The 10,884-nt window shown below is 60.7% G+C and carries 10 protein-coding genes; 4 read left to right on the top strand and 6 right to left on the bottom strand.

Going from position 1 to position 10,884, the window contains the following annotated elements; translation table 11 throughout:
• Positions 1-206: 206 nt before the first annotated feature.
• The 3 genes from ACTQ1E_RS06900 to ACTQ1E_RS06890 all read right to left on the bottom strand — a co-directional run bounded on the left by ACTQ1E_RS06900 (position 207) and on the right by ACTQ1E_RS06890 (position 3,225).
• Complete coding sequence (locus ACTQ1E_RS06900) at positions 207-614, bottom strand: GtrA family protein (RefSeq protein WP_370450581.1); 408 nt, start codon at positions 612-614, stop codon at positions 207-209.
• A 220-nt stretch (positions 615-834) separates the two neighbouring features.
• Complete coding sequence (locus tag ACTQ1E_RS06895) at positions 835-1,230, bottom strand: GtrA family protein (RefSeq protein WP_427728966.1); 396 nt, start codon at positions 1,228-1,230, stop codon at positions 835-837.
• 78 nt (positions 1,231-1,308) lie between these two features.
• A complete protein-coding gene (locus tag ACTQ1E_RS06890) occupies positions 1,309-3,225 on the bottom strand; it encodes a fructose-1,6-bisphosphatase (protein WP_441565487.1) in 1,917 nt (638 codons plus the stop codon).
• 318 nt (positions 3,226-3,543) lie between these two features.
• Here ACTQ1E_RS06890 and ACTQ1E_RS06885 point away from each other — a divergent pair, with 318 nt between their 5' ends.
• Positions 3,544-4,434 (top strand): DegV family protein, encoded by an 891-nt coding sequence (locus ACTQ1E_RS06885; RefSeq protein ID WP_441565485.1) that lies wholly within the window; start codon positions 3,544-3,546, stop codon positions 4,432-4,434.
• A gap of 106 nt (positions 4,435-4,540) precedes the next feature.
• Here the strand turns inward: ACTQ1E_RS06885 and ACTQ1E_RS06880 are convergent, their stop codons facing one another.
• Positions 4,541-5,632: a hypothetical protein gene (locus ACTQ1E_RS06880; RefSeq protein WP_427728970.1), complete on the bottom strand. Its 1,092-nt coding sequence runs from the start codon at positions 5,630-5,632 to the stop codon at positions 4,541-4,543.
• A 190-nt stretch (positions 5,633-5,822) separates the two neighbouring features.
• Here ACTQ1E_RS06880 and ACTQ1E_RS06875 point away from each other — a divergent pair, with 190 nt between their 5' ends.
• A complete protein-coding gene (locus tag ACTQ1E_RS06875; RefSeq protein ID WP_441565483.1) occupies positions 5,823-5,993 on the top strand; it encodes a hypothetical protein in 171 nt (56 codons plus the stop codon).
• A gap of 21 nt (positions 5,994-6,014) precedes the next feature.
• Here ACTQ1E_RS06875 and ACTQ1E_RS06870 read toward each other — a convergent pair whose 3' ends face one another.
• Positions 6,015-7,118, bottom strand: coding sequence for an RsmB/NOP family class I SAM-dependent RNA methyltransferase (locus ACTQ1E_RS06870; RefSeq protein WP_441565481.1), 1,104 nt, complete (start codon positions 7,116-7,118; stop codon positions 6,015-6,017).
• Between the two features lie 151 nt (positions 7,119-7,269).
• Positions 7,270-9,420 carry a methionine--tRNA ligase gene (locus tag ACTQ1E_RS06865; protein ID WP_441063465.1) on the bottom strand — a complete coding sequence of 717 codons (2,151 nt, stop codon included), beginning with the start codon at positions 9,418-9,420 and terminating at the stop codon, positions 7,270-7,272.
• Between the two features lie 132 nt (positions 9,421-9,552).
• Between ACTQ1E_RS06865 and ACTQ1E_RS06860 the strand changes: the two genes are divergently transcribed.
• Together ACTQ1E_RS06860 and ACTQ1E_RS06855 are read left to right on the top strand one after the other, a co-directional pair.
• Entirely contained in the window at positions 9,553-10,122 is a 570-nt protein-coding gene (locus tag ACTQ1E_RS06860; protein ID WP_427719827.1) for a DUF3267 domain-containing protein, read from the top strand.
• A gap of 132 nt (positions 10,123-10,254) precedes the next feature.
• Positions 10,255-10,830, top strand: coding sequence for an epoxyqueuosine reductase QueH (locus tag ACTQ1E_RS06855; RefSeq protein WP_441048256.1), 576 nt, complete (start codon positions 10,255-10,257; stop codon positions 10,828-10,830).
• Positions 10,831-10,884 lie beyond the last annotated feature (54 nt).

Raw genomic sequence — 10,884 nt, 5'->3', positions numbered from 1 at the left:
CTTCAACTCCGAGCGGGCAAGCGACGCGCTCGGTGGCGCGACACCGGACGACTACCGGTCGTCGCTGGGGATGGCCGCGATTTAGCGGTCCAGGAAATCGTCCGCAGTCCCACCGTAGCCCGCCTTCCTCGGCAGACTCTGCAAACAAAAAACCGGCTGGAATGGGAATTCCAACCGGTTGCGAATGCAAGGGTATGTTTGGCTGACTACGACCGTGCGCCTTCGAGGAAAAAGCGACGGCTAAAGTAGTTGTACCAGGTGACCAGGAACGTGGCGATGGCCTTCATAGCCTGGTAGCCGATGCTCAAAAACGTGACGCCCACAAACATGTATAGGTCGTTGAGGCCCAGACCGATCACCGACAGGATGGTAAAGATCGTGAACTCGCGCTTACGGCTCATGCCCTCGCGATGGTCGAACACGTACTTCATGCTGAGCCAGTAGTTAACCACGACGGACGTGGTAAACGAGACCGTCGTGCTCATCAAAAAGTCGAGGTGGAACAGCTCGACGAGCGCAATAAGCATGCCCCAGTCGACGCCAAAGGAGATAAGACCCACGACAGCGAACTTGAGGAACTGCTTGGTATGAGGTTGTGCCAGCGCGTTGCGCACGTAATCACATCCAATGCGTTGATGAATCGAGCAACGAGATACTTTAGAGCTTTTGCATGGCAAACGTAAGGTCTTTGGCAAGAACTATACGAACTCGCCAAATATTCAAGAGGTAATCCGCAAACGCTGCAAATCTACCCGTAAACGAGCAAGGCCCGCGAATAACACAGCGCTTGACGCGCGTCATCCGCAGGTCCCGTGGCGCAACGAGGAGGCCGAGCTATTTGGTCTGCTCGCCCTCTAGGAAGATCTTTCGCGTTACAAAGTTGTAGACCATGACGAGTGCGGTAGCGCAAATCTTGGCGATATTGGCCTCGAGGCCCAGGCCGGCGTTGAGGGCCAGCACGATGCCGTCGTTGAGCGCCAGGCCAATAACGGATAGCACGACAAAGATGATGAACTCGCGGCGGCGGCTCATGCCCTCCTTGTGTGCAAACACGTACTTCATGCTCGCGACGTAGTTAAAGATGAGCGAGACGATAAAACCGCTGGTGTTGGCGATCAAGATGTTGAGGCCCAGGCCGTAGTGGAGCAGATTCATGATGCCAAAGTCGATGACGGTGGCAACGACGCCGACGACGCCAAACTTTATGATCTGCGCAAGGAGCTTTTGCATGGTACCTGCCTTAGGGTGGCGCCGGGGCGCCGCGGGGATGACAAACCCAGCAAGTTTAACCAATTCCCGCAGGCGGGGCTAGGCGCGCTCCTCGATAGCACCGTTTCTATATGCATCGAGGAGCTGGCGCAGGTCTTGGATCTGACTGCGAATCTTGACGCCGGTATCGGTGTCGCTCACCATGCGGCGCCGGTCGGCCTCGTCAAAGCGGTTGGTCTCGCTTTCGATATCGATGTTGCGGGTGAGCGCCTCGGCAACGCTGGTAAAGGCCTGGTGCGACTTGAGGCGGCATCCGCGCGAGCTCGAGATGAGCGTGTAACCGGCGATGCCCGTTTTGGGGTGGTAGGCGCGACAGAAACCGCCGTCGATGACCAGCAACTTTCCGTTGGCGCGGATGGGCTGCTCGCCCTTGGTGGTCTTGACGGGCGTATGGCCGTTGATGATATGGCCCGTCGGCGAGCAAGCCATGGGGGCGACGCCAAACTCGCGCATGATGTCGTCGCAAACGGACGAGGACGTGGTGAGCGTGTAGTACGGGTCCATCGGCTCGACCCATGTGCTCTTGTCGGCAATGTAGGCGCGCTCGAAGGTGCGCACCACGCGTCCGCTGGCGGGTGAGTTAAAGCCGATCCACAGGTACCACATCCAGTCGAGGGCATCGCGGTCGCCGACGCGCCAGGCGCGGCGGGCGATAAAGTCGCAAAAATCAAAATAATCGCGGCCGGCGTGCCAGGTACCCAGGCAGTTCATGCTGCTAAAGGTGCCGTCTTCGTTGAGCGGTACGCAGCCGTGAAACAGCAGATTGCCGTTGGCGACCTTATACATGGAGCCGTGGGTATAGAGGAAATCGATGTGGCGATGCAGATGATCGGCGGTGACAAACTCGGACACGAGCTTGTCGATGATGTGCTGCTCCTCGGGCGTGAGCGTGTAGGGGTCCGCCGGATCGACGGTGGGGAAGTCGTTAGTCGTGAGCGGCCACACACTGCCGTCGGCGAGGGTGACCGTGCCGGTGTCGTGATCGACCTTGTCGAGCAGAAGACGGTCGGCCATGTCGAACTCGGGGTGGCGCTGGATAATCTGGCCCTCGAGCTTAAAGAGCAGAACGTTGATGGCTTTGATGAGCGGGCTGATGGGCTCGCCGGCGGTATAGGTGGCGTTGGCAAAGGCGACAAGCTCGCGCAGCGAGATGCCGTAGTCGTTCTCAAGAATCTCGTAGTTGTCGTAGCGCAGGTTGTTGCGTAGCACCGTGGCGATGCAGGCGGGCTCGCCGGCAGCGGCGCCCATCCACAGCAGATCGTGGTTGCCCCACTGAATATCGAGCGAATGATAGGTGAGCAGGCGGTCCATAATCTTGGCCGCGCCGCCGCCGCGGTCGAAGATGTCGCCCACCAAGTGCAGGTGGTCCACGGCGAGGCGCTTGATGAGCGAGGCGAGCGACTCGATAAAGTCGTCGGCGCTGGCGGTCTCCAAGATGGATTCGATAATACGCTCGTGATAACGCACGCGGTAGTTGTTCTCGTCCGGATGCGTGTGCAGCAGCTCGTCGATGATGTAGGCGTAATCGCGCGGGATGGCCTTACGTACCTTGGAGCGGGTGTAGCGGCTCGAAAGCGAGCGGGCAACCACAATGAGCTGGTTGAGCATGGTCTTGTACCAGGTGGGCGAGTCCTCGTGCCGGCTGCGGACCAGATCGATCTTCTCGCGCGGGTAGTAGATGAGCGTGCACAGCTCGCCCTTTTCGTTAAAGGAGAGCGTGTCGCCAAAGATTTCGTCGACATGCTCGCGCACGACGCCCGAGCAGTTGTTGAGGATGTGCATAAAGGCTTCGTACTCGCCATGCACATCGCTCATAAAATGCTCGGTGCCCTTGGGCAGGTTGAGGATGGCCGAGAGGTTGATGATCTCGGTGAATGCGGATTGCTCGGTGGGGAACTGTCTCGACAGCAGGCGCAGATACTTGAAGTCTTGCGGATTGCGATCGAATGCGACCATGAAACACCTTCCGATGTGGTTGGTAAAACTGATAAACAGCGTCAAGCGTTTATCAGTATGCGCTGCTTTTGTTTCGATTGGGGTTAGGAGATTGAATTGTTGGCCGAACGGTTTGCTAAATCGATTTAGTCGAGGTAGATATGGCGGTTGAGTGGAGACGTAGGGTCGTTTTTGCAGGCGCATACCTCCGGGATCGCTAGAGATGATGGCGGTAAAGATGTTCACTACCTTTGGTTCAATTTGGTAAATAACGGACATTTGTACCGTATTCACGCATGCTGTGCGATAATTTGCGCAACAATGAGTAAGGAGCCTCATATGAGTGATTTTGTCCTGACCTGTGAATCCGCCGCCGATCGAACCCGTGAGTTCTTTGCGTCGCGCAATATTCCTGTCGTGTGTTTTCATTACGAGATCGACGATGTTGTCTATACGGACGATCTGTATCAGTCGATTACGCCGGACGAGTTTTTTGCTCAGATTGCCGCGGGCGCCATGCCCAAGACGTCTCAGGTGAGCGTGGGTGAGTACGAGGAGTTTTGGGAGCCGCTTGTTGCCGAGGGTAAAGACGTGCTGCACCTGACGTTGTCGTCGGGTATTTCGGGCACGTATGGATCGGCCTGCGTTGCGGCGCAGATGCTCGCGGATCGCTATCCCCAGGGCGGCAAGGTGCGCGTCATCGATTCGCTGGCGGCGTCTTCGGGCCTTGGCCTGCTGACGGAATGTGCCGCCGACGTTCGCGATGGCGGCGCTTCGCTCGACGAGACGGCCGCTTGGATTGAGGAGCATAAACTCAACCTTCACCACTGGTTCTTCTCGACCGATCTGTCGAGCTACCTGCGCGGCGGTCGCATTTCGGCTGCGAGCGCGATTATCGGCACGGCACTCAAGATTTGCCCGCTTATGACGGTCGATTGCGAAGGTGAGCTGGCGCCGCGTGAGAAGATTCGCACCAAGAAGCGTGCGATTTCCGAGATGGCTAAGACCATGATGGCACACGTGCAGGGCGGTGCGGATTATTCGGGTAAGTGCATCATGTCGCACTCGGCGTGTCGCGAGGATGCCGAGGCAGTTGCGGCGCTGATCGAGGAACAGGTTCCGCAGCTTAAAGGCAAGATTGAGATTAATGACATCGGTGCTCTGATTGGCTCGCATACCGGACCTGGTACGGTGGCGCTCTTCTTTATGGGCGACAAGCGCGTGGACTAACGTTTGTGGGCTGGCTGACGGTTTTAACGGCTACGCCTGTCCTCCTGACATTTGATAACAGAAAAAGGCCTGTCCCGTTGTTTGCGGGGCGGGCCAAGATGTTTTGCTAGCGTTTCTTTCCGCGGAAGAAAAAGCCGTGTAGCGAGGGCTTGAGTCCGCGGTTGGCACGACGCTCCTCGATATGATCGTGGATCGAGGCGACGCGTTCGATGACCTCGTCGGGAATCGGCACGTCGGGATTCATATTCTCGACCTGGCTGACCTCGGCGGCGGCGACCTGGTCGATAATGGGCACATCGTCGCGCGAGATGACAGGTGTGGCGTCTTCCTTCATCTTGCGGTAGCGCTCCATCATGTCGGTTTGCAGCTGCTGGGCCGAAGGCGGCGTCCAGATGATAGCGTTGGCGCCGGCGGCGATGGTTTCGCGGATGCTCTCGGGCGTCTTGCCACCCGGTGCGATGAGCGGCAGGCTGGGATAGTGCTCTCGCAGCTCGCGTAGGACCTGGGGTGTGTTTTTGCCGGCGGCGATGTTGAGGATCTTGGCCCCGGCGCGCACCTTGGCGTGGGCATCGTCATCGCAGCGAACGACCGTGGCGATGACGGGGATGTCGGCGATGTTGGTGATGTGCTCGACCATCTCGGCGGTAGCGGGGGAGTTGACCACGCAGCCTGCCGCGCCTTGCATCTCGGAGACGGCCGCCATCTGCACGGAGCGCTTACCGGTGGTGGTGCCGCCGCCAACGCCCACAAAGACCGGGCACTCGGCAACAGTCAGCAGCGCCTGCGTAATGGCGGGCTGCGGCGTGAAGGGGTAGACGGCAAACACGGCGTCGGCATTGGAGTTGCGGATGACCGCCACGTCGGTGGTGTAGATGAGCGATTTGATGCGGCGTCCAAAGAGCGTAAAGCCGCTGGCCTCCTCAATCTCATCGGGCATGCGGAGGGCCGCCTTGCGCAGGCGCCCGTCGATGGGCAGCGGCTCCATGGGCAAAAGGCCGCTGGGGGTTACGGCCACCTGGGGCTCGGTAAATTCGTCCGCAAGCTCAACCTCTGAGAAATCGACCGAGGCGACGATGTCCTCGTGAACCTCGGCGGGAACATCGATGGGGGCTTGGTCGTTCGTCGCGGCGGGCGTGTCGAAGGAGCTGGTGGCGACAAAAGCGTCAACACGCTCGTTCAAATCGTTGAGAGAATCCATTGCGGTCCGTTTCTATAATGTGCGGTCGGCAGCGTGCGACCGGCGCTACGTTGCTAAAACGTTTGACGTGTTGATTTTTCCCCGCCGCGCCATCCGTTAGACTGAAGGGCCGCGAACGTGAAGGAGCTGTGGTGGCAGGTTTTGAGGTGCTATCTTGGATGTCCCGTATACAAAAGAGAGGTGACGCGGTATGGAAATCTCGACATTATTGGGCTCGATTGGCCTATGCGTGGGCGCAATCGTAGCCGCCGCGGTCATCTACTTTGTGGTTACGGCCATTAAGGGCAAAAGAGCCGAGCGCAAGGAGCGTGAAGCGCTTGCGCGGCATAAGGACCAGCAGGACAAGCGCGCACGGAGATAGCTAGTTGAGTTGGTCCGTGCGCTAGCTGCGTTTTCGGATCAGAGCGATGTAGAAGCCCTCAAAGTCGCGGCTGGGCGGGATGGTCAGCGTGCCGGGCATGCCGTTGGCGACGGTCGAGACGTGGCCGGTGGCGATGGCCTCGGTGAGGGCGTTGCTCTCGACGCGTGGCTCTTCGCCAGCTTCCTGAGCACGGCGCGTTTCACTTTCACTCGGCGTGCCGTCGAGGGGGATGAGCTCGCAGTCCATGTGTTTGTCGAGGGCCTCTTGCAGGGCGTCCTCGTTTTCCTGCGGCAAGATCGAACAAGTCGAATAGACGAGCGTGCCGCCTGGCTTGAGGGCGCCCATGGCGCGGTCCAGAAGCGCGCGCTGCGAGCGGGCGCACTTGCAGAGCAGCTGCTCGGTCAGGCCGCGCAGGCTTTTCTCGTTGCCGCTGATGACGGTGCCCGTGCCGGTGCAGGGGGCGTCGAGCAGGATGCGGTCAAAGCGGAAGAACTCGTCAAGCTCGCGTGCGTCGATGCGCATGACGGGCACGTTTTTGGCGCCCTGGCGGCCCAAGTTGGCCTCGAGCTTTTCGGCGCGGGGAATGCTCATCTCGCAGGCGGTGAGGTGCGCCTGTCCCTGGGTGAGGGCGGCGATCTGCGTCGTCTTGCCGCCGGGGGCCGCGCACATGTCCAGGATATCCTCGCCGGCCTGAGCGCCCAGCACCAAAGGAGGCATCATGGACGACAGGCTCTGCAGATAGATTTTGCCGTTGCGGTAGATGTCGAGATCCCACAGATCGGATACCTGGGCCTCGGGCAGGATGAAAGCGTCCGGGTACCAGGCAACGGTTTGGTGGGCGATGCCGGCTGCGTCGAGCGCGGCGGCGATGTCCTCGGCGGTCGCCTTGAGCGTGTTTGCACGCAGCGTGACCGGGCGCGTGGCAGCGGCGCCAAAGCCTTCGATCATGAGCTCGGCATCGGCAGGCGCATAGGCGCCGGCGACCGTGTCGACCAGAAAGCGCGGCAGGTCGGCGGCGGAGTGTTGGGCGGCAAGCTGGTCGGAAAGCTCGGTAGCGGCAAACTGCCTAAGCTTGAGCTCGGGCTTAACCTGCTTTTTCTGCTTACGACGACGCGGCTTGGACATCCGTCTTTCCTTCCCATTCCATTTAAAGTAGTCAATTTGGGACGGGGCTATTTTAGCTGCCCGTCCGTTTCGGCAGGCGTTGCAGTTAAATTTGGGACGGGGTAGCTAAAATAGCCCCGTCCCAAATTGACTACTCTGCCTTGGCGTTTGTCTAGTACTGGCTCTCGTGCTTGCTAAAGAAGTCGAAGCGCGGGGGCAGCGGCTTCACGCGGTGCTCGCCGGGCTTCTCGCCCAGGCTCTCCACAAACTCATCCGTGGAGGCAAAGATGTTGTCCCAGCTAAAGAAGGCGACCGGGTCAACGTCGAAGTACTCGCAGATGAGCTCGCATCCGGCCGGGACGATGCCGTGCATGAGCACGGTCGCCACGCGCAGTTCGGTAAAGGCGTCGACCAGTGCCTGCGTCATTGCGGCGTTGGCTGGCTCGCCCTCGAGCTTGTTGGCGGCCTTGGAGGCGTCGCTCCAGCGCTTGTTGGCGGCACGCAGGTAGTCGTCGCACACGGCGAGCGCGCGGTGCGTCTCGAACTTGTACATGGCCTGCTCAAAGGCGAGAGCTGCCTGCTCGGCGGCTTCGACCACGGTGGCGGAGGCGGCACCGGCGGGGATGCAGCCGTTGCGGTAGGGGCTCTCGTCGCCCTCCTTGACGGCGACGCCGTAGAAGCAGCTGCGGGCCAGGCGGTTGAACACGCCGGTCAAAAGCGCGCTCTCCTTAAGGGCCGGGTCGATAACGCGCTTGTCGTCGCAGGCGCGCACCTCGTTGCCGTCCTTGTCCTTGCCGGTCACGCGTGTGTCATATGCCTTGGGGCTAAAGCTCACCGGCTTCTCGGACAGGCCGAGCGACAGCCAATGCGCGCGCATCTGCTCGCAGGTGTAGTGGTTGAGCAGGTCGTCTGCCGGCGGGGGAGGCGTCTGCGAGGACGAGCTTGCCTTTTTGCCCATGTAGAGCAGGTGATAGCAGGCGCTGACGGTGCTCTGCGTGAGGTTCCAACCCAGGGCCTCCCACATGGCGGTCTGCGCGATGCAGTAGAAGTAGATGTTGTCCTGACCGATAAACTGGTAGATCTGTGCGTCGTCAGAGCACCACCAGTCGCGCCAGTCGAGCGAGCTGTGCTGGTAGGTGGGTGCGGGGACCTGGGTGGAATCGGCGGCGGGCTCGCCCATGAGGGCGGCATCCTGGGCGGCGACGCCCTCGGTCACGCCGGCGGCGCGGGCATCGCGGGCGAGCACGGTGCGGGTGTAGCTGATGGGCGCCCACAGGCTCTCGGGCCAGCACCAGCAGGTGACATCGGAGACGCCATCGACCTCGGGCACCGGAACGCCCCAGTCGATGTTGCCGGTGATGCGGAAGGGCACGAGCGCCTTGCCGCTACGGAAGCGCACGCCGCCGTTGGCGAGCACCGCGTGGGCGTCGTCGCGCTCCTTCCAGCTGGGGAAGGTGACGGTAAAGCTGCTCTTGTTGCCCTCGGGCTCCAGCACGGTGTGCTCGGGGAGCTGGTCCTCGACGGCGTCGAAGGCCTCGCGGAACTTGTTCTGGATGTAGAGCTGTGCCGGCAGCAGCCACTCCTCCATGGTCTTGGAGACCACGGAGCGAACCTGCGGGTTCTGGGCGAGCTTGGCAGTATAGGTCTTCATAAAGTCGAGGTAGGCGGGCAGGTCGAAGTAGAGGTTGTCGACCGGGCGCAGCTCGGGCACCTCGCCGGTGAGCTGGCTCTTGGGCGCGATGAGCTCCTCGGGCTCAAACTGGTGGCCCAGGTCGCACTCGTCGGCATAAGCCTTCTCGGACTTGCAACCTTGGATGGGGCAGCGGCCGATGACCTGGCGACCGTTGAGGAACGTGCCGGCCTTGGCGTCGTAGAACTGAAGGGTAGAGCGCTTGGAGATGGTGCCCTGCTCGTGCAGGCGCTCGATAATCTCGGCGGTCACCTTGTTGTGAATCTGGGCCGCCGGCTCAAGGCCCGAGCCGCCGTAGATGTCGCAGCTGATGTTGTAGTTGTTGAGGGTCGCGGCCTGGCGGGAGTGATTGGACTCGACATACTCGCTAATGGACTTATCGTAGCCCTCGTTCTCCTTGAGCTTGCGGTAGCTCTCCATGATGGGCGAGCCGTAGCAGTCGGTGCCCGAGGTGAAGATGACGTTCTCGCGGCCCAGGCGGTCGCGCAGGAAGCGGGCGAAGAAGTCGGCCGGGACAAAGACGCCGCCAACGTGGCCAAAGTGAAGACCCTTGTTGCCATAGGGCTCGCCGGCGGTAACGATGGCGCGGCGGGGCCAGCTGGGACGGTCGTTCATGGAGTATTTGGATGCCATGGGACTCCTTCGCATATGGTGAGAGCGCAGCCGGGCGCAAGGCCTGGCGACGCGGTGGTCAATTCGTGCATATCGTTCGACATTATCGCACATGCGGACGGGTACGTGGCAGGGGCGCTATCCTAAGATGCTATGAATGAGATTTCCAACATACATGCGTTTGAAGACGAGGATTTCCTGCACGCTTGCTTTGTGTGGGGGATGGCCGTGCTTGGCGCATTTGCCGTGTGCCTGGTGCCGGTGTTTATGCTGCTGGGTGGGCCCGCGGACTTGGATGCGGCTGACGCGGGTGGCTGGACGGCTGTCTTGGGCTGGATAGTCGGCTTGGCTGCGGTTTCGGCGGCGTCATTTGCCGTGCACGAGTTGGTGCACGGGGTGTTCTTTAAGCTGCTGGCTCCTGCGGGCGCGCAGGTGACCTTCGGGGCGAACCTCGAGACGTGCATGATTTACGCCTGCGCCGAGGGCGTGGTGTATTCGCGCCGGCGGTACATGGCAGTTTGTCTGGCGCCGACGGTTGTCGTGACGACAGCGTTTACCCTGGGGTTTGCGTTTTCGGGCTATCCGCTGCTGTGCTACCTGGCAGCCGGCTTGCATTTGTCGGGCTGTGTGGGCGACTGGTATTACGTGCGGACCATTTTGCGCGACCGCCGCATTGTCGCCTGCGAGGACACGTCCTTTGGCGTTCGCTTTTTTGGTCAGTAGTCTTTTTGGGACGGGGCTATTTTGACTACTTTCCTGTTGATGCAGGTATTTGGAACTGCTTGACGTTAAAAGTAGTCAAAATAGCCCCGTCCCAAAAAGACTACCCTGGGCAAAGATTGGGAGGAGATGTCCATGAAGCCGCTGCTGCTGCATGCGTGCTGTGCGCCGTGCTCGCTGGAGCCGGTTCGTCTGCTGCGTGAGGAGGGGTTTGAGCCCACGATTTGCTGGACCAACCCCAATATTCAGCCGCGCGATGAATGGCAGCGCCGCTTGGACGAGCTGCGCCGGTGGTGTGCCGATGGCGACATCGAGCTCATCGAGGCGGGGGAGGACCGCGAGCGCTGGGAGGCCGGCGTGGCCCCGCTGGGCGCCGATCGACCCCGTCGCTGTCGTGCGTGCTATGCCCTGCGCCTGGCCGAGGCATGCCGTGTGGCCCAGGAGTGCGGGTTTGAGTTTGTGGGCACGACGCTCGCCGTCTCGCCGTATCAGTTGTTCGACACCTGCAATGACGTGCTTGAGCGCTTGGCGGCGGCACATGGTCTCACCCCGGTGATTCGCGATTTTCGCCCGTATTATCCCGAGGCGACACGCCGTTCGCGCGAGCTGGGCATGTATCGGCAGAACTACTGTGGTTGCCGCTTCTCGGCCGTCGAGGCGGCCATGGACCGCGCCCGCATCCGCGACGAGCGCAAAGCCGCCAAAAAGTAGTTCTTTTGGGCTGGCAGCCTGCTAGGATGTAGAGCGGATTTTAGCTATATAAGG

The sequence above is a fragment of the Collinsella sp. LCP21S3_C7 genome, from assembly GCF_052118485.1.
Lineage (GTDB): Bacteria > Actinomycetota > Coriobacteriia > Coriobacteriales > Coriobacteriaceae > Collinsella.
This window is presented reverse-complemented; position numbering and strand designations above follow the sequence as displayed.

Bases quoted from the DNA above. Each gene is read 5' to 3' on its own strand.
- ACTQ1E_RS06875 (WP_441565483.1), top strand. From the start codon at position 5,823: ATGGAAATCTCGACATTATTGGGCTCGATTGGCCTATGCGTGGGCGCA.
- ACTQ1E_RS06855 (WP_441048256.1), top strand. From the start codon at position 10,255: ATGAAGCCGCTGCTGCTGCATGCGTGCTGTGCGCCGTGCTCGCTGGAG.
- ACTQ1E_RS06860 (WP_427719827.1), top strand. From the start codon at position 9,553: ATGAATGAGATTTCCAACATACATGCGTTTGAAGACGAGGATTTCCTG.
- ACTQ1E_RS06870 (WP_441565481.1), bottom strand. From the start codon at position 7,118: ATGTCCAAGCCGCGTCGTCGTAAGCAGAAAAAGCAGGTTAAGCCCGAG.
- ACTQ1E_RS06865 (WP_441063465.1), bottom strand. From the start codon at position 9,420: ATGGCATCCAAATACTCCATGAACGACCGTCCCAGCTGGCCCCGCCGC.
- ACTQ1E_RS06895 (WP_427728966.1), bottom strand. From the start codon at position 1,230: ATGCAAAAGCTCCTTGCGCAGATCATAAAGTTTGGCGTCGTCGGCGTC.
- ACTQ1E_RS06885 (WP_441565485.1), top strand. From the start codon at position 3,544: ATGAGTGATTTTGTCCTGACCTGTGAATCCGCCGCCGATCGAACCCGT.
- ACTQ1E_RS06890 (WP_441565487.1), bottom strand. From the start codon at position 3,225: ATGGTCGCATTCGATCGCAATCCGCAAGACTTCAAGTATCTGCGCCTG.
- ACTQ1E_RS06880 (WP_427728970.1), bottom strand. From the start codon at position 5,632: ATGGATTCTCTCAACGATTTGAACGAGCGTGTTGACGCTTTTGTCGCC.